The organism is Agriterribacter humi (assembly GCF_009192765.1).
In the GTDB taxonomy this organism is placed as follows: Bacteria; Bacteroidota; Bacteroidia; order Chitinophagales; family Chitinophagaceae; genus Agriterribacter; species Agriterribacter humi.
The window spans coordinates 502,160-524,991 of sequence record NZ_VOHQ01000002.1; the positions used below are offsets into that span (position 1 = coordinate 502,160).

The 22,832-nt window shown below is 38.8% G+C and carries 24 protein-coding genes; 9 read left to right on the forward strand and 15 right to left on the reverse strand.

The window, feature by feature from the left end:
• Positions 1 to 219: 219 nt before the first annotated feature.
• A complete protein-coding gene (locus tag FRX45_RS05170; protein ID WP_152267328.1) occupies positions 220 to 1,884 on the reverse strand; it encodes a glutamine--tRNA ligase/YqeY domain fusion protein in 1,665 nt (554 codons plus the stop codon).
• 356 nt (positions 1,885 to 2,240) lie between these two features.
• On the opposite strand from FRX45_RS05170, the gene rpmB reads away from it, so the two are divergent.
• From rpmB to FRX45_RS05200, 6 genes are all read left to right on the forward strand, one after another.
• Positions 2,241 to 2,477 (forward strand): 50S ribosomal protein L28, encoded by a 237-nt coding sequence (gene rpmB / locus FRX45_RS05175; RefSeq protein WP_152267329.1) that lies wholly within the window; start codon positions 2,241 to 2,243, stop codon positions 2,475 to 2,477.
• 23 nt (positions 2,478 to 2,500) lie between these two features.
• The gene (gene rpmG / locus FRX45_RS05180) at positions 2,501 to 2,683 is read left to right on the forward strand and encodes a 50S ribosomal protein L33 (protein ID WP_152267330.1); all 183 of its coding nucleotides are present in this window, start codon (positions 2,501 to 2,503) and stop codon (positions 2,681 to 2,683) included.
• A 75-nt stretch (positions 2,684 to 2,758) separates the two neighbouring features.
• Positions 2,759 to 2,932, forward strand: coding sequence for a DUF4295 domain-containing protein (locus FRX45_RS05185; RefSeq protein WP_152267331.1), 174 nt, complete (start codon positions 2,759 to 2,761; stop codon positions 2,930 to 2,932).
• Positions 2,933 to 3,006: 74 nt separating this feature from the next.
• Positions 3,007 to 3,537, forward strand: a complete 531-nt coding sequence (locus FRX45_RS05190; RefSeq protein WP_193311588.1) for a GNAT family N-acetyltransferase — start codon at positions 3,007 to 3,009, stop codon at positions 3,535 to 3,537.
• Positions 3,538 to 3,834: 297 nt separating this feature from the next.
• On the forward strand, positions 3,835 to 4,809 hold the full coding sequence (gene ftsY / locus FRX45_RS05195) for a signal recognition particle-docking protein FtsY (RefSeq protein ID WP_152267333.1): 975 nt from the start codon (positions 3,835 to 3,837) through the stop codon (positions 4,807 to 4,809).
• 8 nt (positions 4,810 to 4,817) lie between these two features.
• Complete coding sequence (locus FRX45_RS05200) at positions 4,818 to 6,119, forward strand: radical SAM protein (RefSeq protein WP_152267334.1); 1,302 nt, start codon at positions 4,818 to 4,820, stop codon at positions 6,117 to 6,119.
• Positions 6,120 to 6,129: 10 nt separating this feature from the next.
• On the opposite strand, the gene FRX45_RS05205 is transcribed toward FRX45_RS05200, so the two are convergent.
• A complete protein-coding gene (locus FRX45_RS05205; RefSeq protein WP_152267335.1) occupies positions 6,130 to 7,431 on the reverse strand; it encodes an O-antigen ligase family protein in 1,302 nt (433 codons plus the stop codon).
• A gap of 200 nt (positions 7,432 to 7,631) precedes the next feature.
• On the opposite strand from FRX45_RS05205, the gene FRX45_RS05210 reads away from it, so the two are divergent.
• Positions 7,632 to 8,432: a glycosyltransferase family 2 protein gene (locus FRX45_RS05210; RefSeq protein ID WP_152267336.1), complete on the forward strand. Its 801-nt coding sequence runs from the start codon at positions 7,632 to 7,634 to the stop codon at positions 8,430 to 8,432.
• Between the two features lie 20 nt (positions 8,433 to 8,452).
• On the opposite strand, the gene FRX45_RS05215 is transcribed toward FRX45_RS05210, so the two are convergent.
• The 3 genes from FRX45_RS05215 to FRX45_RS05225 are packed head-to-tail and all read right to left on the reverse strand — an operon-like array spanning position 8,453 to position 11,532.
• Positions 8,453 to 9,553, reverse strand: a complete 1,101-nt coding sequence (locus tag FRX45_RS05215) for a DUF1972 domain-containing protein (RefSeq protein WP_152267337.1) — start codon at positions 9,551 to 9,553, stop codon at positions 8,453 to 8,455.
• Between the two features lies 1 nt (position 9,554).
• The gene (locus tag FRX45_RS05220; protein ID WP_152267338.1) at positions 9,555 to 10,640 is read right to left on the reverse strand and encodes a glycosyltransferase family 4 protein; all 1,086 of its coding nucleotides are present in this window, start codon (positions 10,638 to 10,640) and stop codon (positions 9,555 to 9,557) included.
• 10 nt (positions 10,641 to 10,650) lie between these two features.
• The gene (locus tag FRX45_RS05225; protein WP_152267339.1) at positions 10,651 to 11,532 is read right to left on the reverse strand and encodes a hypothetical protein; all 882 of its coding nucleotides are present in this window, start codon (positions 11,530 to 11,532) and stop codon (positions 10,651 to 10,653) included.
• A 214-nt stretch (positions 11,533 to 11,746) separates the two neighbouring features.
• On the opposite strand from FRX45_RS05225, the gene FRX45_RS23195 reads away from it, so the two are divergent.
• Entirely contained in the window at positions 11,747 to 11,911 is a 165-nt protein-coding gene (locus tag FRX45_RS23195) for a hypothetical protein (protein ID WP_193311589.1), read from the forward strand.
• On the opposite strand, the gene FRX45_RS05230 is transcribed toward FRX45_RS23195, so the two are convergent.
• The 9 genes from FRX45_RS05230 to FRX45_RS05270 form a co-directional block, all read right to left on the reverse strand.
• On the reverse strand, positions 11,904 to 12,497 hold the full coding sequence (locus FRX45_RS05230) for an acyltransferase (protein ID WP_226804982.1): 594 nt from the start codon (positions 12,495 to 12,497) through the stop codon (positions 11,904 to 11,906). The two genes, FRX45_RS23195 and FRX45_RS05230, sit on opposite strands and share 8 nt — an antisense overlap.
• A 115-nt stretch (positions 12,498 to 12,612) precedes the next feature.
• Complete coding sequence (locus tag FRX45_RS05235) at positions 12,613 to 13,701, reverse strand: DegT/DnrJ/EryC1/StrS family aminotransferase (protein WP_226804984.1); 1,089 nt, start codon at positions 13,699 to 13,701, stop codon at positions 12,613 to 12,615.
• Positions 13,698 to 14,066: a sugar 3,4-ketoisomerase gene (locus tag FRX45_RS05240; protein ID WP_152267341.1), complete on the reverse strand. Its 369-nt coding sequence runs from the start codon at positions 14,064 to 14,066 to the stop codon at positions 13,698 to 13,700. The genes FRX45_RS05235 and FRX45_RS05240 overlap by 4 nt, the downstream gene beginning before the upstream one ends.
• Before the next feature lie 3 nt (positions 14,067 to 14,069).
• On the reverse strand, positions 14,070 to 15,116 hold the full coding sequence (locus FRX45_RS05245) for a glycosyl transferase (RefSeq protein WP_152267342.1): 1,047 nt from the start codon (positions 15,114 to 15,116) through the stop codon (positions 14,070 to 14,072).
• Positions 15,109 to 16,053 (reverse strand): hypothetical protein, encoded by a 945-nt coding sequence (locus tag FRX45_RS05250; protein WP_152267343.1) that lies wholly within the window; start codon positions 16,051 to 16,053, stop codon positions 15,109 to 15,111. The genes FRX45_RS05245 and FRX45_RS05250 overlap by 8 nt, the downstream gene beginning before the upstream one ends.
• A 43-nt stretch (positions 16,054 to 16,096) precedes the next feature.
• On the reverse strand, positions 16,097 to 17,023 hold the full coding sequence (locus FRX45_RS05255) for a glycosyltransferase family protein (RefSeq protein WP_152267344.1): 927 nt from the start codon (positions 17,021 to 17,023) through the stop codon (positions 16,097 to 16,099).
• The gene (locus FRX45_RS05260) at positions 17,020 to 17,745 is read right to left on the reverse strand and encodes a hypothetical protein (RefSeq protein WP_152267345.1); all 726 of its coding nucleotides are present in this window, start codon (positions 17,743 to 17,745) and stop codon (positions 17,020 to 17,022) included. The genes FRX45_RS05255 and FRX45_RS05260 overlap by 4 nt, the downstream gene beginning before the upstream one ends.
• Entirely contained in the window at positions 17,742 to 19,076 is a 1,335-nt protein-coding gene (locus tag FRX45_RS05265; protein ID WP_152267346.1) for a lipopolysaccharide biosynthesis protein, read from the reverse strand. The genes FRX45_RS05260 and FRX45_RS05265 overlap by 4 nt, the downstream gene beginning before the upstream one ends.
• 46 nt (positions 19,077 to 19,122) lie before the next feature.
• Positions 19,123 to 20,016, reverse strand: coding sequence for a YveK family protein (locus FRX45_RS05270; RefSeq protein WP_152267347.1), 894 nt, complete (start codon positions 20,014 to 20,016; stop codon positions 19,123 to 19,125).
• A 438-nt stretch (positions 20,017 to 20,454) separates the two neighbouring features.
• Here FRX45_RS05270 and FRX45_RS05275 point away from each other — a divergent pair, with 438 nt between their 5' ends.
• Positions 20,455 to 21,237 carry a sugar transferase gene (locus FRX45_RS05275; protein ID WP_152267348.1) on the forward strand — a complete coding sequence of 261 codons (783 nt, stop codon included), beginning with the start codon at positions 20,455 to 20,457 and terminating at the stop codon, positions 21,235 to 21,237.
• Position 21,238: 1 nt separating this feature from the next.
• On the opposite strand, the gene FRX45_RS05280 is transcribed toward FRX45_RS05275, so the two are convergent.
• Complete coding sequence (locus FRX45_RS05280) at positions 21,239 to 22,780, reverse strand: YifB family Mg chelatase-like AAA ATPase (RefSeq protein ID WP_152267349.1); 1,542 nt, start codon at positions 22,778 to 22,780, stop codon at positions 21,239 to 21,241.
• Positions 22,781 to 22,832: the final 52 nt, after the last annotated feature.

The window sequence follows — 22,832 nt, forward strand, 5'->3', positions numbered from 1 at the left end:
TTTTTTTAGTAAGGTTTTTGCGTATGCAAAAAAGGTACTTCGCAGATTAAAACGGGTCGGCGGAACACACAAATATAAGAATTCTGACCACTAAGCACTCAAAAGGCGCGACCAGGGAAAAACATAAGGTTACCTCGTTTTGCAGTTGCAGAAGCCAGCAAAATAAAACCCCATTGAAATGCTGCTCACTTTAAAGCAGGATTTGCAGGAGGATGCCTGCTATTTTTTACTTTCTTTGGCCCAGGTATCTTTTAAAGTAACGGTTCTGTTAAATACCAGCTTTCCGGGCGATGAATGTTTGTCAATAGTAAAGTAGCCCTTGCGTATAAACTGAAATTTTTCTCCTTCAACGGCGGCTTTCAGCGAGGCTTCAATGTATGCTTTTTTAATAATCTGCAGAGAGCTGCGATGAATGTACGAAGTAAAATCTCCTTCCTCAACAGCAGGGTTTTCTACTGTAAAGAGCCTGTCGTATAACCTTACCTCTGCTTCTGCTGCATGCGCTACGCTTACCCAGTGAATGGTTCCTTTTGCACGTATGCCGGAGACATCATTGCCGCTTTTGCTTTCCGGAATATAGCTGCAATGGATGGCTGTAATATTGCCGGCATCATCTTTAATGCAATCTTCGCATTTTACGATATAAGCGCTTTTAAGGCGCACCATAGCGCCGGGCGCCAGCCTGAACCATTTTTTTGCAGGCGTTTCCATAAAATCTTCCCGCTCTATCCACAGTTCTCCCGAAAAAATAACCGGCCTTGTTCCTCCGTTATTTTCTGCCTCAGGGTTATTTTCACTGAATACTTCTTCCGTTTGATCTGCAGGATAATTGGTTATTATTAATTTTACCGGGTCCAGCACTGCCATGCGGCGAAGGGCAATTTTATTGAGATGTTCTCTTACACAATATTCCAGCAGGCTCATATCCACCAGGTTCTCTCTTTTAGCTACACCTATCCGGGTGCAAAAATCGCGAATGCTTTCAGGAGTAAATCCCCTGCGGCGCATACCGCTGATGGTTGTCATGCGGGGATCATCCCATCCGTCTACATGGTTTTCATTCACCAGTTGAAGCAATTTTCGTTTGCTTGTAATGGTATAGGTAAGGTTGCGGCGGGCGAATTCATATTGTTTGGAAGGAAAGATCTCTAATTTTTCAATCAGCCAGTCGTACAATTCCCGGTGGGGTACAAATTCAAGCGTACAGATAGAATGGGTAACTTCTTCAATGCTGTCGCTTTGACCATGGGCAAAATCATACATCGGGTAAATGCACCATTTGTCTCCTGTGCGATGGTGATGTGCATGTTTAATGCGGTATAATACCGGGTCGCGCATGAGCATATTGATATGCGCCATGTCAATTTTAGCCCTCAGCGTTTTACTGCCATCCGTAAATTCTCCCTTTTTCATGCGTTCAAACAGGTCCAGGTTTTCCTGAACAGTGCGGTCGCGGTAGGGGCTGTTTCTTCCAGGTTCAGTAGGTGTTCCTTTTAAAGCGGCGATTTGTTCGGAACTGCTGTCATCAACATATGCCAGTTCTTTTTTTATAAGGTCAATGGCAAACTGGTAAAGTACATCAAAGTAGTCGGAGGCATACAATTCATGCTTCCATTCAAAACCCAGCCATTTTACATCTTCCTTAATGCTATCTACATATTCTGTTTCTTCAGTTACCGGGTTGGTATCATCAAAACGAAGATTGGTATATCCCCCGTATTTCTTTGTTAATCCAAAATTCAGACAAATACTGGAAGCGTGCCCTATATGAAGGTACCCATTGGGTTCCGGGGGAAAGCGGGTAACGATCTGCTTGTATTTACCATTCTTAAGGCCTTCCTCTACGATTTCCTCGATAAAATTAAGTCCCTTTTCTTCAGTCATTGCTGCTGTGTTCGTTTAGGGCACAAATGTAAGCCTTAGTGAAGGAAACTAAGCAGGTTAGACGGCTTAAAACAATAGTTTTTATGCAGCCTTCATCATTACTCCCTACTCCTGGCATACCCCCGGTTCCCTGATCAGTGTTTATTTGTTCTTTTTATCATTCCTACTCTTTTTCCCCCTTAAAATTCCAGTCTCCCGGGCTATTAATCGGATTCATAGATACTGGTTTAAGCGGTGATTATTGTCCTAAACACCCTAAAAGCACTGCTTTCGGCGGAATAACACCAAAACAGGTAAAATCTTTTTTGATAGTAATGATATTTTACGGAACTTTGCCGTCCCAAAAAAATAGGATTATGGCCAGAGTATGTCAGGTTACAGGTAAAGTTCCCATAACAGGAAATCGTGTATCGCACTCGAATATCAAAACAAAGCGCAGGTTTTTACCTAATCTGCAAACCAAACGTTTTTTCCTGGCAGAAGAAGATAAGTGGATAACCCTTAAAACTTCTACTGAAGGGTTAAGAACCATCAATAAAAAAGGGTTGTATACTATAGTAAAGGAGCTGCGGGCCCAGGGAGAAAAAATCTGATAACAATTTAAAATTTATAAGCAATGGCTAAGAAAGGTAACAGGGTACAGGTGATTCTGGAGTGTACTGAACACAAAAACAGTGGTCAGGCAGGAACCAGCCGTTACATCACTACCAAAAATAAAAAAAACACCCCTGAACGCTTAGAGTTAAAAAAACTTAACCCTATTTTAAAGAAGGTTACCGTTCACAAAGAGATCAAGTAATACCACTGTGTTGCATGTGATGTTTGAAAACTTTTACAGGTTCACAGGTAATTTAAAAATGTTCAAAACAGAATTATGGCAAAAGCAGCTAAAACCGCTATAAAAGCAAAAGACCAAAAGTCTGCCGCTGACTCAAAGAACTGGACAAAAGTGGTACGTGCGGTACGTAGCCCCAAATCCGGAGCATACACTTTTAAAGAATCTATCGTGCATAAGGATAAAATTAAAGAGTTCCTGGCTCAGAAATAAACGGGTCCTGGTAAGAGCGAATAAAGAGCTGTCACGATACTGTCGCGATGGCTTTTGTTATTTTAAGTAATTGCATGGATAATATTATTCATATACGGAAAGCCACAAAAGAAGATTGCCCGGTTATTGTAGAACTGGGAAAAAAAACTTTCACCGAAACCTATTCTGAAATAAGCAGTAATGCTGCGGTACAGGAATATGTAGAAAAAAAGATTTCACCCGGAAATATCAGGGAGGAGTTGGATAACCCGCTTTCCTGCTTTTATATTGGCTTTATTGATGATGAGGCGGTGGCATTTACCAAACTGCGTTACGACAGGATGGCGAAAGGATTAACCGGCAAAAAGGGGATTGAAATAGAACGGATATATGTGCTTAAAGAATACCAGGGGGTTAAAGTGGGTAAAGAAATGATGGAAAAATGCAAGCAGGTCGCCCTCCGTGAAGAGTTTGATATGATATGGCTGCAGGTATGGCAGCATAATCATAAAGCCGTTCAGTTTTATCAAAAGGCAGGGTTTGTTGTATATGATACCGCAATATTCAGTTATGGAAAGGATATGGAACAGGATGACTTTTTAATGCGTTTGGATTTATATTATTAGCTATCAGCCGTCAGCCTTCAGGTATCAGATATGTTGGTGGGGTCGGCACGCGATGCAGACAGTACATCGGGAGATTTAAGACCTGACTGCCGGCAGGCAGGTTTAAGATTTGAGATTTGTTTGGAGCTTGTGATCCGCCACGGCGGACAGGTTCGTTTTTTGGTGCTTTCTCTTCGGATTTCAGGCTTAAGGCTTCGGATTTGAATCCGCCCCGGCGAAGGATTTATCTGGTTCTTGTGATTTGGTTCCTGGTGCTTTTTTTCAGCATCTTATTGTTGATGGCATTAAATTGATATTATGGGATTTTTTGGAAAACTATTTGGGAAAAAAGAAAAGGAAAGCTTGGATGAAGGCCTGCAAAAAACGAAGGAAAGCTTTCTGTCCAAAATAACAAAAGCTATTGCGGGCAAGAGCACCGTTGACGAAGAAGTGCTGGATGAACTGGAAGAAGCATTGATAACGGCTGATGTAGGGTTAGATACTACCGTTAAGATCATTGAACGTATTGAGAACCGTGTTGCAAAAGACAAATACCTTAATACTTCGGAACTGAATACCATTTTACAGCAGGAAATTGAAGCCATACTGGTTGCCGTGCCCGAAAAGAATGCGTATGGTTTTAATACTGAACTGCCCGCAAAGCCTTATGTAATACTGGTAGTAGGTGTAAATGGCGTTGGCAAAACCACCACTATTGGTAAGCTGGCGCATAACTTTAAAAAAGGCGGAAAATCGGTTTTACTGGGCGCCGCCGATACTTTCAGGGCTGCTGCAGTTGACCAGCTAACCATATGGAGTGAAAGGGCAGGAGTGCCCATTGTAAAAAAGGAAATGGGCAGCGATCCGGCATCTGTGGCTTTTGATGCGGTAACCAGCGGTGTTTCGAGAGGTAGTGATGTAATTTTAATTGATACGGCAGGACGTTTGCATAATAAGGTGCATTTAATGGAAGAATTGAGCAAAATAAAAAGGGTGATACAAAAAGTGATTCCCGAAGCGCCCCATGAAGTGATGCTGGTATTGGATGGGTCAACAGGACAAAATGCTTTGGAACAGGCAAAACATTTTACAGCGGCAACCGATGTTTCGGCGCTTACCATAACCAAGTTGGATGGCACAGCTAAAGGTGGAGTGGTTTTGTCAATTGCCCATCAGTTTCAGATACCGGTAAAATTTATAGGCGTAGGAGAAAAAATGGAAGACCTGCTGGTGTTTGATAAGCATGAATTTGTGGATAGTCTTTTCAGTCTTAACCATTCAAAAAACGATTGATAAAACCGATGGCAGTTTTACAGCAATCACCATATGTTTTATATTCCAATGGCAATGGAGATATTTTTGAAGATACCTCACTATATGCCGTAGGCAGAACCGGCTGGGATGCAGTGGCTGTGCCGGTGGAAGATTGGATAGCATTGCCCGATGGCGGTTCCTTATACGAACTGCCCGGCCGGAGGGGGATAGGTATTGATGTGCAATCGGGCGAAATGCGATTGTGCGAAAAAGGATGGGCTGTTGCCGCTTTTATTCCGCCTGCGCATACCGGTTTATACCTGGCCGCATACGAAACGCAGCCCGATGCACCGGTGTTGCCTTTATTTTGTTATACCGCCGCGGCATGGCTTAACGACCAGTTTTATGTTCCTGCTGTGCGTATTGAACAGGACATAAGGCAGGAGTGCAGCGGCTATGATGATACACTTATTCATAAAGGCGTTGATACTTTGCTGCAGGCTTACCCGCATAACCGTTTGGTAAAACATTTGGCCGAAAACTGTTGTCTCACCTATCATTGCCCTGCCGCCAGGAATTATTTTATTGGAAGATGGGAATGTCCGGTCCCCTCATCACCGGCATGTAACGCTAATTGTATTGGCTGTATCTCCTTTCAACCACAGGAAGAGAGCATACCCTCTACACAGGATCGCCTTACTTTTAAACCTACACCCGAAGAAATTGTGGAGTTTACCGTGCCGCATTTGCAAGCAGCGCCTTACCCTTTGGTGAGTTTTGGTCAGGGCTGCGAAGGCGAACCGTTGCTGATGTGGGAAACCATAAGCAAAGCCATTGCTGAAATGCGCAGGCATACACCCAATGGAAGCATCAATATCAATACCAATGGTTCCAAACCCGCTGCCGTAAAAGCATTATGTGAGGCGGGGCTGAACAGTATAAGAGTAAGTACCAATTCGGCCCGGAAGCATATTTATGAACCCTACTATCGGCCGAATAATTATGTTTTTGAAGACATTGTGGAAAGCCTGAAAGTAGTGCGCAGCTATGGTGGGTGGACGTCTATAAACTATTTTGTTTTTCCGGGTATGACCGACAGTGTGGAAGAATATGAAGCATTAAGGAAGCTGATAAAAGATACGGGTTTGAACATGATCCAGTGGCGTAATTTTAATATAGATCCCGATTGGTATATGGGCAAAATTGGCGCCTATGAAACGGGTGAATGCATAGGTGTAAAACAACTGATGTCGCTCATCCGTGAAGAGTTTCCCGATTTGAAATTCGGATATTTCAATCCTCCTATAGAAAGAATTAAGGGAAATTATGAGATGGATTTTGCGCATTGATGTCTTAGAACTAAGTTACTTTTTCTTTTAAAAGCGTTTCAGGGGGATTGGCTGCTGACAATGCGAGCAACGGTAAAAAAGTAAACAACACTATTCCAAATTGCCTGGATAGGTAAGATTCCGTAAAGCCAAAGACCAGCATGCATAGAAAGAAGATAAGTGTGGTTTTTCTTTTACTTTTGATTAGCTTGAAAAGAAAGCTGGCTATAATGAAAAGCAGGGAAATCAGTCCAATGATTCCGGACTCTAAAGTGGTTTGCAAATAAATATTGTGGCAATTATACAGCAGGTATCCTCCGCTGTTACTTCCGTCACCGGTGTACATATTTGTTTCTATATATTTTTTTCGGAGGAATGCTTGTCCATCGCCGGCACTTACACCTAGCAACCATGCCTCTTGTTCGTTTAAAATTTCGGAGGTAAAGCGCCATGTGAGCAACCTGAACTGCAGCCCGTTAAAATATACTCCGGCATTGAACTTCTGCTGTTGAAACAATGTTGTGGTCCCATTTGTAATATCGGAAAATCTTTTTTTAACCGGGTTATTCGTTGCCACAAGAATGGCCACAATTATACCTAAGCCTGCAACAACGGGCAAAAGTATTTTTTTGTTTTGTTTATGGATAAGGCGGGAAAGAATAAAGTAGAGTATATATACCGACAAGATTCCCAATACGATCTTCGATGACAGCAGGATGATAACCAGGAAAAAATAAACTAAAACGGATACGACAAATATTTTCTTTTGCAACCGTTTAAATGTTGCCATGCCTTCCTCCATCCAATATATAATACAAAACAACAGGTAAAATGAATAATATACCGCATGTTCATTAAAAGGGCTTAGAAGCGTATGATAAAAAAAAACTGAACTATCGCCATGCTGCCGGTATATTGTAAAAGCATGAAAGATGCAGTAAAGGGTAGTTGCAAGCAAACACAGTGTAAATGCTATCATTAAATGCCGCAGATTTGCTCCTATTCTGCAAGAATTGGCGCAAAAGAAAAAGGGAATGGCTACTATACCGGCTTTTATGGAAAATTCCTTCAGGTTTTGGTTACTGTCATTCGTGTACAGCAAACCGGCCATATTAATCAGTAAAAAGCAAAGGCAAGAAATGAAATACCTGTCTTTAAAAGCCTGTTTAAATAAAGACATTCTTTCGGCGTGCAAGAAAATAATAACCGCAAGCGTAATGGTAGAAATGCTGTTGACGATACGATTAGAGAAAGCCAGGCTTGCTAACGAGGCCATTAAAAGAATAAAAATACCCGTATTGTAGTAATCAAAGCGCTCTTTTACCGGCATCATTCTGGATTATAAGTTACAATTCAATATTCATTTTTGTCAAACCTACAGGAAAAAACTGATTTTTATATTTACTTCATTTTGCAATTTTATATTTTTTTATCCCTGCAATCGCTCCTGATTATCGCAATCTGATTTGTTTACGCGATGCAGGTATTGTTTAATATGCTTAGATTTGGAAAGGTTTTGAAAGTTAATAATTTATGCAGCAATTACCCCTCATTTCGATCATTACTATTGTATATAATGGAGATAAATTTATCGAAAAATGCATTCATAGTGTATTGCATCAGTCCTATTCCAACATCGAATATATTATTATTGATGGCGGTTCAACTGATCATACGGTGGATATCATAAAAAAATATGCAAATTCGGTTACCACCTGGATAAGCGAAAAGGATAAAGGGATCAGTGATGCTTTCAACAAAGGATTAAAACTTGCAAAAGGCGAGGTTATAGGTATTATTAATGCTGATGACTGGTATGAACCGTACACAGTTGAGAAGGTTGCCCAGATGATTGGAGATTTCGATATTGTATATGGCGACCTCAAACTCTGGAAAAATGATAAAGTGGATTTTGTGCTGAAGGGCAGCCATGAGTATTTAGCAAAAGAAATGACAGTTAACCATCCTACGGTTTTTGTGAAGCGGGAATGCTATGAAAAATATGGCTTGTTTAGTACGCAATATAAATGTGCTATGGATTATGATTTAATGCTGCGCTTTAAAGTCAATCATCGCCGGTTTTACTATATCCCGGCCGTGCTCGCTAATATGCGGTGGGAAGGATTGAGTGATACACAATGGTTGTTGGGTTGTAAGGAAACCCTTTTAATCAAGGATAAGTACCTGCCATCTCAAAAATTGAGGAATCGCCTGTATTTCTACAAACATATCCTGGCGAATGCTGTTCCCCGGGTGCTTGTAAAATTTAAAATGGGATTTATTATAAAAAAATACCGCAGTATGTTTTCCAGGGTGAAGAAGGTTTACGAATAACTCAGTGCATAACAGTTCGATTATCCTTGCCGTTTGTTTATTGCTTCAAGCAACATGTTTTCCAATAAGTTGGTGATATGCTGCCATGAATAATGCGTCTTAATTTTACTATCATTATTGCTGAGGAAGCTGTGAAAATCATTCTTCCGAATTTCTACGTTGAGCAAACTTATGATATCAGAAGGGGACGAGAAATAAAATGCATCTTCTCCCAACACGCTTTTGTTGAAAATATTTTCATGTGCAATTATTAAAGCCTGCGATGCCATAGCTTCCAAAAGTGAAGGGTTTGTGCCGCCAACGGAATGGCCGTGAAAATAAAAATGGGAAAAATAGCGCAGATTATTCAGCAGGTTTAAATCGTACAATGGACCCAAAAATAGTGTGTTTTCATTTTCATACTTATTTTTTAAGTAAGAGCCGAATGCATTGTTGCAGCTTCCGATTAAAATCAGCTTTCTTTTCGAATGGGATGCCTGGTGCCCTTTAAGTATGATTTCAATGTTATTTTCAGGTTCCATTCGGGCCAGTACCAAATTGTAGTCATATTTTGCAAGTTGGAAAGATGACAACATATTTTCATCAGGATTGTTAAACAGGCTTGCCCCGTAGGCGATAAAAGTAGCTTCCTTTTGGTAGGTCTGCATCAAATATTCTTGTATGCCCTTAGAATCTGCAATAAGATAATCGCTATGAACAGCGGCCCATTTTTCAGCTCTTTTCAGGAATTTTTTTACGGGGTTTGAATATTTGCTTCTTTTCCATTCCAGCCCGTCCATGTTGGTTACTATAATAGCTTTTTTGGGAAAAAGAAAAGACCATATGCTGCTGCTGGTATAGCCCAGTTGAAGAATAATATCATAATCTCTTTTGCGGCTGTCAAGTATACAGTTCAGGTCGTAAATAAATTGTCCAAATGCGCCTGTTCTATTTTCCGGATCCAATTTTTTAATAAGCTTTACACCTTTCCAGGAAGATTCTCCATAGGGATGCAATGAAGAGTTATATACAAATACATCATGTCCTCTGTCTGCAAGAGCCGGGCCCACATATTCTGCAAATTGCTCAAATCCCCCGTAATTATTGGGGATTCCTCTTGTGCCTATAATGCCTATTTTCATATCAGTTGGTATAACCTGTTACTTCCCCGTAAGCTTCCAGCGTTTTGCCTGCGGCCTGCTCCCAGGTATATTGTTTTAAAATCTTTGTACGTAGCTGCTCATTAAATCCGGAAGCGCCTGCTTCTTCTACGGCTGAAAGGATGGATACCGTTGAACTGGGATCGCAATACCAGGCATACGCTTCGAAATATTCTTTGGTATCGCCTTTGTCCGTTATTACAATGTTACAACCGAGTGCTGCTGCTTCTAATGTGCTTAATCCTGTTGTTTCAAACCAGCTTGCCAATATATGCACTTTAGCTTTTTTGTAATACTCCAGTAATTCGCTTTGAGGAATATTATTGATAAAGGAAATATTTGATGCCGCTTCCTTTTTGCAATCATCATAATATTCCAGTTGGTTTGCCGACGGGGATCCTATGAAAACAACACGATATTTTGTTCCGTTTAAAGCGCGGATAACATTCAATTGATTTTTTCTTCCTTCAATCCTTCCAACGCAAATAACAAGCAATGGATCCTTGTCTGGAATATCAGGTGCTTCAAATAATTCCGGGTCAATTCCGTTTGGGATAACCCTGTAGTTGTTGCCTGTTTTATAATGAGCCTCCAGCCTGGTATATTCACTATGCGAGTTGGGTAAAAGCATTGAAGCATTGCGAATGATTTGCTGAACAGATTTTCTATGGCCCATCAGTACATAAGACGGGCTCATTATCTTTTCGCTATTAATCAAGCTCCTTGCAATCGCTTTTATATATTCAATGGTATCGGCGGGGATTATTCTGAAAACAATTCCTGCCAGCCCCTTCCGCATTTTTCTTTCATACTCATTATAGTCTACATAAATGGTGGAAACCACATAGGGTAGTGCTGATCTTTTGATGTGAATCAAAATATCCGCCGGACGTATGATATTGAAGAAATGGATTAAGCGGTAACCGGTATAATCTATTTTTTCATCGCATAGCCTGATATCCACATGCACTCCTTTTTCCCTTAATTGCTCTGCTGTATTAACAATTTGAATGGTGTCTCCGCCTTTGTCTCTGAATAAAGTTGCTCTTGAGATAAAAAGAATTTTCACCCGAATAAATTTATTGAATTAATCCTTTAGTGTCTTTCCGGAGCTTATGGTTACGGATATTCACTTTATCAAATTCTTCAAAAATATCTTTATGAAAGGCTATTATCCAGATGCTGTACTCGGCAATATTCGTTATGAAGCTCCCCGTAAACTGGTAAATAAAAATAAAAACGAACAGGCTCAGCCGGTAATAATTGGAATAGACCTTTGTTTTAAAAAAAAAATATACTTCCAGGATAAGCCGCAAAAAAACGCCTACCATGCCCAATGTTGCCAGTGTATCACCTATAGCATTGGGAATACCAACATTATCTGCCGTATAAAAACTGGTATTGTAAAATGTATTAAATACATCAGTTCCAACTTCCTTTACCTGTCCGAAACCACAACCGAACCAAATGCTTTTTTGAGCTGCAATCTGCCATCCAAGGTAAAACGAATCGAAGGTTCTTCCTCTGAAAGAAATGTCTTTGCCGGAAAATACATTGACTATGCGAACAACAAAAACAGAATCTCCAAAAAAGAGCAGCATTATGAGTATAGCCAGAAAAATAAAAACGAATGCAATAAAAAAATATGCCGGAACATTTTTTCCGTTAAAAAAAATACCCGCACCCCACAGGAGCGTAATTCCAAGTGAAAGTATGATGCCTAATATTACCCCAAAAGAAAGAGACAGTAATAGTGGTATTGTTAATAGCAGAAATACAGTTGTGGGATTAGGTAACTTCAGTATGAGCAATTTAAGGTAGTAATACAATGCAATAGGAACAAGTAAAAGCGAATAATAGGAAGGCTCGTAGGTAAACATCTGGAGTCTTACGCTTTCGATACCTGGAGTAATTTCATTGGTATACCAAAATTCACTTTTCAGTGATGGTATAAAGAGCATGATAAGCGCAAAGCATACAAGCGGGACGTTGATGAGGAGTATATTCTTATATATAAGCCGCAATGTTTTGCATTCTGTTAAAAACTGATATAAACAAAGCGAAAATACAAACGCTGAAAAGAGCACGAGAAAGGATCGCAGGTAATAAAACAAATTTACTCCGTTTACAACATGCACAATAACAAAAGGAATAAATATGATAAAGAAGTGCTTTATGAATTTGAAAATCGGAAATTTATGCAGCCATAACAGAAGTAATGGTGTAAGTATTATGGTATACAATAATCCATGGGGCAGCAAAAGGCCGTTAAAAAAAAAGTACAATAATGCGATAGGCAGATATTTATTTATGCTGCTATTGGTTACCATGTTCATGTGAGGGGCTCATCTCTGTATTTGATTAATTTTGCCGGAACGCCGCCAAAAATACCATTTTGTTTATAGGTACCAGCAAGTACTACTGCTCCTGCTGCTATAATGCAGCCATCTTCTATTACTGCTCCATCCAGGATGGTGACTTTAGCTCCGATCCAGCAGTTTTTTCCTACTCTGATGCCCTGGTGCGAAACACCCTGCAATCTTATGGGTTTTTCTATTTTAGTAAAAATGTGGTTCTCCGAATGAAAACTTACAAAGTTTCCTATTATCGTATCGTCATCAATACTGATGCCTCCGGCACAACCATAAAAGTTGTCGGATCCCAATCCCACATTATTGCCTGCACGGAATCCCTTTCCTAAATGCTGGATGTTTCCGGTGCATTCAATTTTTGTATTATTCCCGATGGATACGTTAGAACCCAGTGTTATTCCTTCTACCGACAAAGCGTCTATATAGCAACGGTTGCCGATAGAAAGCGCTTTCCCTGCTTTTATCTTCGATCTGGCTTTTAAAGTAACTGATCTTCCTACAAAAGGTATATCGGGGCTTTGTATAAAGCTGAATATTCCTCTTATTTTCATCATTATCCTGCTTGCAATTAGACCCAATAAATAGGAATCAGGAATCCGATGGTCAATCAAATAAGATTGCCCTTTAAGTTTTGAAATATATTTTGATATGATCTTAGAGAACATAAGGTCAAAATTTATTCATTACTTCAATTACATTCATTATTTCCTCTTCGGTATGATAATAAGATATCGGCAGGCTTAAAGTTGTTTGGTGTATTTCGTCTGCTATTGGCGTTGCATACATATCAAGCACTCCCTGCATCGCTTTTTGTTTATTGGGTGGTATCGGGTAATGGATGTCAGTCTTAATATGCTGGGTATCCAGATAAGATTTTAGTTTATCCCGTTCAGGATGCCGGACATTGTAAATGTGGTACACATCATGATAATCAATATCCCTGACTGGTTTAATGAAGTCGCTTTTTAATCCTTCATGATATAAATGAGCTAATTTTCTTTTGTGGTTATTGATGTCGTCCAGTTTTTTTAGTTTTACAGATAGGAGTGCTGCCTGCAATTCATCCAGCCTGGAGTTGAAACCGACCAATTCGTTTTGATATTTTATTTTTGAGCCATAATTACGCAGCGTGTTTATTGTATCTTTCAATTGTTCATCATTGGTAGTAATTGCTCCTGCATCGCCTATTGCCCCGAGGTTTTTTGTAGGATAAAAGCTAAAAGCGCCGAAATCTCCAAGGTCACCTGCTTTTGTTCCTTTAAAAGAAGCGCCGTGTGCCTGCGCACAATCTTCAATAACTTTGAGATTGTATTTTTCAGCAATATTCAGGACCGTATCCATTTTACATACTTTTCCATATAAATGAACTACCAGTATAGCCCTGGTTCTTGTAGTTATTTTTTCTTCAATTTTATGTACATCTATATTATACGTTTGAATATCCGGTTCAACCAATACAGGCGTTAACTGGTTATGAACAATAGATAATATAGTGGCTATATATGTATTTGAAGGAACAATAACTTCATCGCCTTTATTAAAATTGAAAGCACGTAATGAAAGAATAAGGGCATCCAGCCCGTTCGCTAATCCACAACAGTGTGCTGTGCCGCAATAGTCTGCAAATTCTTTTTCAAATGCTTTAACCGAATTTCCTAGTATATACCATCCACTTTCTAATACTTTGTCGAAAGCCCTTTTGTAATCTTCAAAAAAGCCGGCGTTTGCTTTTCCCAGATTTTCGTATTCAATCATCATTTGTTATAGGGTTCAAAAATGTAATCATTCTGATCAAAAAATGCTGAAGCCAGTACCATTAGTATAGCGTCAGATGTAAAATTGTACATCGTATGCCAGTCCTTAGGTTCCAGTATCAGGCATTTATTGGGTTGATCAAGTATATAATTGTTTTCTGTTATTCCGTCCGAATTGTATATATGACATGATCCTTTTAAACAGATGGCGGCCTGAATGGTCTTTTTATGCCTGTGCCCGCCTCTTTTAGATTCATCCACTCCATAGATATAAAAAATTCTTTTTATTTCAAAAGGAATAATCTTTTCAATTACGGTTAAATTTCCTCTTTTATCCGTAAACGTTTTTAAATCCATCAAATGGGCCATAGATTATTCTTTAAATCGGTTTAAATTATAAAAGTGATAATGCTGTTTAAAGTTAAAGGATTTTACATCCAGCGAAGCGGCTTTACCGGATTTGATCAATAATAAAAGGCTTTTTACATACTGCAGGAAGGTTGCCGGTTTGGATGGCGCTTTGCTTCGCGCTCCATTTACATTCCATGTTACACCCTCTTTTTTAAGTTTTTTTTCTATTTGTACCAATTGCTTTATGTATGGAATATATATCTGCTCCTTAATATCTTCGGTAAATTCGTACAAAACGCCGCTGCAGGTAACCCAATCGTTGCTGTAAAATTTTAATCCATGAAAATGATAGAATATCAGCGGAAAAAGATTTTGGTTTCTTTTATTTAGTATATGAAGTTCATCTTCTTTATTGATTAAGGTATATTGTTGTATGTTCCAGGGTGCCACTCCACCTCCTTCATGCCGCAGAACATGCACACCCTCAAAGCGGGTTGTCCAGTCATCAAGGTATTTCTGATCTCCAAATTTTCCATCTTCAAGCCTGTCGTAACACCACTCAAGACAACGTTCCCGCCACCATTTTAGCGCGATCATCCCTTTCCCGTTATTTTTAAAGCACATAAATTGCACGCAATACATCCCGTGTGTTGCTGATACATCATATAGTTTGGTATAGTTGTGCTCAGTGATTAGCACAGATGCCTCACCCATTTCATCTAAAAGTATTTTTGGATCCTGATAAAACACAAGGTCGGCGTCAATATAAGTGCATGCCTGCAGATTAAATTGTTCTATACAATAGAGTAGGATGGATGGTGTGCAGGTCCAGCAGTATTCCGCGGCATTGCGTGTAGGTTTTATTGCAAGCAACTTTTCATCCTCAAATGCTGCAAGCGATATTACTGTAATATTTGGTATGCCGGCATTATGCAAGTACTCATAGCAAGCATCGTCAAACGCTATTATATACAGATGATAAGAAGCACAAGCACGTTGAAGCGATTCGTTTAACGCCATTCCCCTGGTTAAATAATTGGAATTAAAAAGAGTGCAAAAGTTAATCATGGATTTTGGATAGAAGTTTATTTATTTGTCTCTTTAGAATTACAAAGGGAATATTCATTCTGGATGACATCATCTTTTTTAAGACCGCCACTCTGCATTCTGCAAATAACGGAATGGAGTGCTGCTGTATAGCAAGATCAATGATCTCGAGGGCAAAGCCATATTGTTTTTCGATTAGCGCAAAAATGAACAACAGCAATATTTCGCGTGGCGGTAAAGATGAGGCGTTATTACGCAAATAGGTAACTTCAGCCCATCCCGGCGTTGTTCTGATAAGCCGTTTACTTATAAATGCTCCAAAATTTCCCGCATAATCACTGCTTAACCTTTGCGTTCCTTTTACGGTCATAGAGGATAACCAAAGCCCGGCTTGTTGCATTTCCTGCATAACAGAAAAAAGTTTATCTTCTTCCTTATACGCATCCAAAATGCCAGGTTCAAGTTCTGCAGCCATTATGCCGGCTTTAAGCTGATTTGGAAGACTCCTGAACAATCTTAAATCGGTGCCTTGCGTGTCTGTTTTAAACCAGTCAATATAAGTAATGTTAGCCTGTTGTAATGCTGATTCGATAGTGATAGCCGGTAACTTGGATGTTTTTTCAATTTTAAACAATTCGCTAAAAATCCAGGGCTTCAATTTTTCAGTATCCGGTTCCAGCAGGCTGGAGCAGAAAGGAGAATGCGTCAGGTAAAAATTTGCCTGATCTTCAGGGGTTGCTGTTACAATCCTGTTGAAAGTGATCAGTTTTTTATACGATTTATTGGTTTGTTCAGTTATATGAAACTCCCTGTCATCCGCATCAAATGCGATGCAAATAGAATAGGGCGCAATTTCTTTCCACCTGGCATTAATTTCGCCTGATGCTCCGATATCAATGAGCACAGGAGGTTGCTCTTTAAGAAAATCAGATTTTAATATCTTTTGTATAATTTTCATTGCAATGACATTCAATACTACTGAATAAATTTTTATTGTTGCATTAGCTGCGGTCTATTGATCGGTGCCGGTTATGGATATATTGTTTAAATTTTCGTTTTACCTTATACAGAAAAGGCGGATTTGCTAGTTTTTTATAGAACTCTGCAAAAGCATTATATGCGTCAGCATTTTGAGCAATATTTATTTTTTTTAATTGTACAGGTGTTTCAGCTAACCGAACATCGAGCAAACTATCCAAACCTGTATTGGTTCCGCTTCCATCGCCTCCTGTATGGTATATCAATGACTTTCCGGGATATAACGTATATTTTTCTTTTAAAAATGCGGAAGCGTACCACCTTACAGCCCAAGAGGTGTTTTTCCCATTAATCTGATCTTTTAGCATTTGAGTAAATGGATAATTACCCTTAAAGTCAAATTCGTATGTTAGATTAGATTCGTTTAGTTTTTTCAAGAGAATTGCACCATCTGGTTCAAAGTCTTTCCAACCCCTTTTCCATGTTGCCCAACCCAGGCAATCCGCACCCTTAATAAAAAATGTTTCCGGTAATTTTTGCTTAACAGGATAAGTATATCCGTGAATGCTGATCACTTGTTCATCATCCTGATAGGTATGCAGCCCATCGTTCATGAAATCTAAAAAATAGGGTGAGCTAATAAGGTCATCTTCAACCACTATTACGCGCCCTCTTGAATTAACTATTTCAGAAACCCCCTCAATTATATTATTTCCAAGTCCATAATTTTTTGTACGTTCTTTAATATATATATTTTTAAATCCTTTGATCGTTTTCAGATAATTTCTTACATGCTTTACGCTGTCGATCATAGCTGCATGGGCGGGGCCATCAGAAAAAATATAGATGTCGCTTTGAGCGGCGGCTTTGTTTTGCAGCAATGCATTTATGGTATTCCTGGTATGCGGCAACCTGTTATAAGTGAATAATAGGATAGGTGCGGGAATCATTCGCTGATTTTTTGAAGGATTGTTGTTTGTGAAAAAGAGTAGCTAGAGGGTACAGGTCCTGGGAAATCCCATTTTTTCCACCTGCTGTTATCAAATTTAAAAGAGGCTAAATAGTAGCTTCTTTCAGAATTATCAATGATTAAATACCCGTTTATTTTAATTTTATTTAACGAATGCTTAATGCAGGAAGGGCGGGCCCTTCCATCAACAATAACCATATCAAAATAATTGGGTGGAAACGCATCAATTTTTTTTACATAATTTTCGAAACTTTTATTGATATAAGCATCGTCATCAGATGCATAATCATCCGGATTATACGGGTCTTTCTTATCAAGCGGGTTGCCTGGTTCGGGTTCAATTAAAAAATATTGAACATTGCTAATGCTGCGTGTTTCAAGTATGCTCTTCATTCTGGCATACCATTCTTTGTCATGCTCAACCGAAATAACCTGTTTTATATTTTCTGACCAAAAAAGAGTTGAGCCTCCAGATCCGTATTCAAAAGCAATCATTTGACTATTGATCTTTTGTTTTAGAAAATGGAGCGAGGGAAAGGTAAGCCAGGGTATCCTTTCCGACATAAGGCTCTTCTCTTCAAGATGGGCTCTCCAGGCAGGAAAGGAGCCTATAGTTGTTTTTAATGTATAAAAACCGGGTTTTTTAATAAATAGCTTTACCGAGAATTTTATATAAATCCATATTTGCCGGTATATATTCATGCAACTGTTATTTTACTGTCTGGGTTGTGTATCAGGTATTTTTTCGCTAATGATTTTACAATAATATAATAAATTAACAAATAAGTAATATTAGCAACCAGAGATGCTACCGCTGCTCCGTAAATATTCCATCTCCTGATAAAAAAATAGCTGCTTAGCATACTAATAATACAAACAAATAAACCTGTTAGGGAAACGATATAGGTTTTTTGAAAATAGATCATATAATTACTCAAAATGGGTGTTAAAGCAGCAAAAATATTGGTAACAAGAAGTATAGGTAATATATATACCACCTCGGCGTATTTGGATGGGATTATCCCTGTTCGTAATAAAGTAAAAAACAGCAGCCATATAACAATGCCTATACCTGTAAATACTATAAATAATTTTTTGAACAGTTGATTGGTTTTAGAAAGATTTGTTTTTAAGTTTTTTTCTTTCATGAATAACGGAAGCCATGCGTTCTGAATAGAAGTAAAAATTACCGGTATTATTCCCGCAAAGGAAATGGCAAGATAATATTGCGACAGCGTCTTGAAGTCGCCATACCTTTCCAGGAAAAATTTATCACTAAAATTTATGACAATACCCATTATGGCGGAAAGCATAATAGGAAAGCCCATCTTTAATGATTTTACGGCAATGTCTCTATCAAAACGGGGAACAAATTTTTTTACCAGGAAGCGTAGAAAGAAGCAAAATAAAATAAACTCTATGGCATAGGTAAAAATCAGCCTGGTATTCGCTTTATCTCCGGGGATGAAATATAAAGCACCCACAACAAATATATTAATGGCAATGATCCTTGCGATATTATATTTCTTTATCAACCCGATCCTTTCTGCTGAATAAAAATAATTCGTCAGCATAAATGAAAAAATAGTGGCCAACAAAGAGAAAAAAATGACAAAACGATAGCTTTGATAGTCAATAGGGTTTTGAAAAAGAAGTTTAACGAACCAGTAATCAATCTTTAAAAGATATAAAGGAATAAGCGTAACGCACATGGTAATAACCAAGGTTACCGATAGCGTATACAGGAGTTTCCCCCTTTCCTGCGGGTTTTTCGAATCGTGATAAAACTTTGTTAGTGGAATATACAGCCCAAAATTCAGGACCAATGAAAAAGTATTTAATATAGATAATATATAGTTATACAAGCCAAATTCATCCTGGGTCATCAGCCGCAAGAAAACAGGTAAAAGAACGAAACCCGAAAGTTTTACAAAAATATCAATGAGGAGGACTGTTGAAAGTCTTTTTAAAAAAATATTTTCCTGATACCGTTTTATAAAACCCTTTACCTGTTGCTGAATTTTATTTATCATCCGTGTTAACGAGTTAAGTCATTATGCAGGATAGCTGATTTATATGTCATTTAGTTAGTTTTTTCAGGGATAAAATAAGTGCAACAAAAAAACCTGTTAAAAATCCACTGAGCAAGCCGATCAGCAGAATATCTCTAAGTTTTTCAGATTGGGGGGAGGAAGGGGTTTTGAAACCATCAATAACCGAAATGGCCTCACTTTCATGATTGAACCACTCCAAAATGGCTTCTTTTTGGTTTGAAAGTTTTATGGATTGTTTGTAAATGCCGGCCGGGTCGAAGTCATTATTGTAAAAAGTTGCCGAAATCTTTGATGTTAATAAATACCGGTTATATTTTTCTTTTAAGGTATCCAGCCTTTCCAGTTCCTTTTCAATATATGAAAGCTGCTCACTGTATATTTTTTTTTGACCTTCTTTGAGATTATGGAGGAACGGAGTGCTATTGATATATTTTACAAGAGCTAATTGAAGTGTATCAATAATTGTATTGTCGGAAAGCAGCACATTTATTTTAAAGGATTGAATTTTTTTGGTAGAGGTATCTTTTGCCAGCGGTTCATTATTTATACTTACTGCTTCAACTAAACCTATTTTTCGGGCAGAGTTTTCCGTTATTTTTAATTCTGTTGCCAGCTTTGAATAAGATTCTGAAGCAATGAGATTATTAAGACCTTCGATTATTCCGTGGTAGGTTTTTCGTGTTAATTCATTGTGCTGAACAATCATTTCCGTTTTATAGTATGAAGGAGAAAACGAGTAATATGCATATGCTGAGAGTAAGCCTGCTATCACAAATAAAATAATCAGCAGAAAATAGTGTTTGATTGATGAAAAAAGAAAGGAAATAAATGTGGCGAAAAGACTAAAAATGTTTAAAAATACTCCCTTTATTGTCTCAGGCGATATATAATCGCTTGAGGAATTATTAGATTCTGCCATGGGTAAAAAATTCAGCGAGTTAATGATATAAGTAAAAACTGTAAAGTTATAGATTTAGTAATTGTTAAAGATGACTTGCCGGGAGAATATCCTGCGATTCTTCTAAAATGACTTAAACGCAGATGCTAAAGTCTTATTTTCCTTATTAGGTTTAAGTATAAATACTTATGCCAATATTTTTTTTATAATTTATTTCTTCCCGTAAAATTTTTCTTAGCAAGCAACGTTATCCAAATGCAAAGTGTCAAAAAAATGAACTGCTAAAACATTGTGTTAGTTAGTTCAATATATTAAATGAAAATTTTTTGTGAAAGATATCAAAAAGGAAAAGATTGGCTTAATTTTTTTATATGCATAGGCGTTCCTATGTAAATAATTAGAAAACCAGGTAGCACCCGAAGAGTGGAGTTTTACAGGAATCTATAAAAGAAGACCATAATGTTTGTATCAAGTGTTAAACCATTATCCTACGACCGAACTTTAGAATTAAAGAATCGCGAATCATTCCGTACATATATACGGCAAAGAAAAAAATATCTTGTCGCTAAAAGGTCTTTTGATATTGTATTATCCGTAGCGGTTATCGTATTTATACTGAGTTGGTTATTGCCTGTTGTCGCCCTAATAATTAAGTTGAGTTCAAAAGGAAGCGTTTTCTTTGTGCAGAAGCGGGTAGGTTTCCTTGGCCGGTCTTTTAATTGCTATAAGTTCAGAACAATGGTAGTGAATAAAGAGGCTGATTCCAAACAGGCTGTTCAGAATGATCCGCGTATTACCCGATTGGGAAAATTTTTACGCAACTCTAATCTTGATGAATTACCACAGTTCTTTAACGTTTTGATAGGGGATATGACTATCGTGGGACCTCGTCCACACATGCACAGTGACTGTGAGAATTTTGCAGAGGTTGTTGACAATTATAGATTTCGCAGTATCGTAAAGCCTGGCATCACCGGTTTGGCCCAGGTTAAAGGTTTCCGTGGTCCGGCTAAAACCTACGAAAGCATTTTCAAACGTTACCAGTGGGATGCCTTTTACGTGAGAAATGCTAATTTTTGGATGGATTTACGTATTGTTAGAAAAACGGCATGGCAAACCGTCTATTTTATTTATAAGCTTATTATTCCAGGGGCTACCGTTGAAAATCCGAAGGAGAGCGGTCAGAAAGTGTATCGCAAACTTTTGCTGGATATGCGGCAGCGCATGAATAGTATTATATAAGTTAACCTGCCCAGCCTTCCCTGTCGAGGCTCCTGTATTGTATAGCTTCAGCAAGATGTTCTGTTTTAATACTGCTGTTACCTGCAAGGTCTGCAATAGTTCGTGAAACTTTAAGGATCCGGTCGTAAGCCCTTGCCGAAAGATTAAGCTTATCCATGGCAGTTTTTAACAGGGTTTGTCCTCCGGCATCTATAGCACATATTTCTTTTAGCATTTTGCTGCTGATCTGTGCATTGCAATAAATACCTTCATGACCAGTATATCTTGCAGCCTGTATTTCTCTTGCCTCAATAACTCTTTCTCTTATTGAGGCAGAATCTTCACCTCCTTTTTGGGCAGCCAGGGCTGAAAATGGAACTGGCGTAACTTCCACATGCAGATCAATTCTGTCTAAAAGTGGACCAGAAATTTTATTCAGGTATTTCTGAACCGTTCCCGACGGGCATGAACATTCTTTTTCGGGATGATTATAAAAGCCGCATGGGCATGGATTCATAGAAGCAATAAGCATGAAGCTGGCCGGGAAATCTACTGCCACTTTCGCCCTGGAAATGGTTACTTTTCTTTCTTCCATGGGTTGCCGCATTACTTCAAGTACTGTTCTTTTAAATTCAGGCAATTCGTCTAAAAACAATACCCCATTATGCGACAGGGATATTTCGCCGGGTTGAGGCATTCCACCTCCGCCTACCAGTGCCGCATCGCTGATGGTATGGTGTGGAGAACGAAAAGGCCGGCGGGAAATGAGCGTAGTATTGGCGGGAAGTTTGCCTGCCACACTATGAATTTTTGTGGTTTCCAAAGCCTCCTGTAAAGTAAGCGGGGGTAAAATAGAAGGCAGGCGTTTGGCTAACATGGTTTTTCCGGCGCCGGGTGGTCCTATTAATATGGCATTATGCCCGCCGGCAGCAGTAATTTCCAATGCGCGTTTGATGTTTTCCTGCCCTTTTACATCGCTAAAGTCAAACTCAAAATTACATTGCGACTGGTAAAATTCTTCTTTCGTATTAACTACCACAGGCTGAAGCGAAGTTTCATCTTTAAAAAAATCAATCACTTCTTTGATGTGGCTCACTCCATATACGTTCAGGTTATTTACCATGCCCGCTTCCCTGCAATTCTGTATGGGTAGTATCAACCCTTTAAACTTTTCTTTTCTTGCTGTAATGGCGATCGGTAACGCTCCTTTAATAGGTTGAATATTCCCATCCAGGCTTAATTCGCCCATAATTACATATTCTGCAAGTCGCTCAGCATTGGGTAATTGTTCGCTGGCGCCCATGATGGCCAGCGCGATGGGTAAGTCAAAAGCAGTTCCGGTTTTCTTAATGTCGGCAGGGGCAAGGTTTACAATCACTTTAATACGGGGCATATAATACCCGCTATTTTTTAAAGTGCTTTCAATGCGCCGTTCACTTTCCTTTACGGCATTGTCGGGTAGTCCAACCATGTAGAAAAATTTTCCGCCGGTAATGTTTACCTCCACCGTAATGGTAAGGGCCTCCACCCCATAAACAGCGCTTCCAAAGGTTTTGATCATCATAAAAAAGGTTAGCGTGATGAATAGAATGAAATTACTGAAATAGTTTGAGAAA

Bases quoted from the DNA above. Each gene is read 5' to 3' on its own strand.
- FRX45_RS05170 (WP_152267328.1), bottom strand. From the start codon at position 1,884: ATGACTGAAGAAAAGGGACTTAATTTTATCGAGGAAATCGTAGAGGAA.
- rpmB (WP_152267329.1), top strand. From the start codon at position 2,241: ATGGCCAGAGTATGTCAGGTTACAGGTAAAGTTCCCATAACAGGAAAT.
- rpmG (WP_152267330.1), top strand. From the start codon at position 2,501: ATGGCTAAGAAAGGTAACAGGGTACAGGTGATTCTGGAGTGTACTGAA.
- FRX45_RS05185 (WP_152267331.1), top strand. From the start codon at position 2,759: ATGGCAAAAGCAGCTAAAACCGCTATAAAAGCAAAAGACCAAAAGTCT.
- FRX45_RS05190 (WP_193311588.1), top strand. From the start codon at position 3,007: ATGGATAATATTATTCATATACGGAAAGCCACAAAAGAAGATTGCCCG.
- ftsY (WP_152267333.1), top strand. From the start codon at position 3,835: ATGGGATTTTTTGGAAAACTATTTGGGAAAAAAGAAAAGGAAAGCTTG.
- FRX45_RS05200 (WP_152267334.1), top strand. From the start codon at position 4,818: ATGGCAGTTTTACAGCAATCACCATATGTTTTATATTCCAATGGCAAT.
- FRX45_RS05205 (WP_152267335.1), bottom strand. From the start codon at position 7,431: ATGATGCCGGTAAAAGAGCGCTTTGATTACTACAATACGGGTATTTTT.
- FRX45_RS05210 (WP_152267336.1), top strand. From the start codon at position 7,632: ATGCAGCAATTACCCCTCATTTCGATCATTACTATTGTATATAATGGA.
- FRX45_RS05215 (WP_152267337.1), bottom strand. From the start codon at position 9,553: ATGAAAATAGGCATTATAGGCACAAGAGGAATCCCCAATAATTACGGG.
- FRX45_RS05225 (WP_152267339.1), bottom strand. From the start codon at position 11,532: ATGCTCTTTATACCATCACTGAAAAGTGAATTTTGGTATACCAATGAA.
- FRX45_RS23195 (WP_193311589.1), top strand. From the start codon at position 11,747: ATGAATTTGAAAATCGGAAATTTATGCAGCCATAACAGAAGTAATGGT.
- FRX45_RS05230 (WP_226804982.1), bottom strand. From the start codon at position 12,497: ATGATGAAAATAAGAGGAATATTCAGCTTTATACAAAGCCCCGATATA.
- FRX45_RS05235 (WP_226804984.1), bottom strand. From the start codon at position 13,701: ATGATGATTGAATACGAAAATCTGGGAAAAGCAAACGCCGGCTTTTTT.
- FRX45_RS05240 (WP_152267341.1), bottom strand. From the start codon at position 14,066: ATGGCCCATTTGATGGATTTAAAAACGTTTACGGATAAAAGAGGAAAT.
- FRX45_RS05245 (WP_152267342.1), bottom strand. From the start codon at position 15,116: ATGATTAACTTTTGCACTCTTTTTAATTCCAATTATTTAACCAGGGGA.
- FRX45_RS05250 (WP_152267343.1), bottom strand. From the start codon at position 16,053: ATGAAAATTATACAAAAGATATTAAAATCTGATTTTCTTAAAGAGCAA.
- FRX45_RS05255 (WP_152267344.1), bottom strand. From the start codon at position 17,023: ATGATTCCCGCACCTATCCTATTATTCACTTATAACAGGTTGCCGCAT.
- FRX45_RS05260 (WP_152267345.1), bottom strand. From the start codon at position 17,745: ATGAATATATACCGGCAAATATGGATTTATATAAAATTCTCGGTAAAG.
- FRX45_RS05265 (WP_152267346.1), bottom strand. From the start codon at position 19,076: ATGATAAATAAAATTCAGCAACAGGTAAAGGGTTTTATAAAACGGTAT.
- FRX45_RS05270 (WP_152267347.1), bottom strand. From the start codon at position 20,016: ATGGCAGAATCTAATAATTCCTCAAGCGATTATATATCGCCTGAGACA.
- FRX45_RS05275 (WP_152267348.1), top strand. From the start codon at position 20,455: ATGTTTGTATCAAGTGTTAAACCATTATCCTACGACCGAACTTTAGAA.
- FRX45_RS05280 (WP_152267349.1), bottom strand. From the start codon at position 22,780: ATGATGATCAAAACCTTTGGAAGCGCTGTTTATGGGGTGGAGGCCCTT.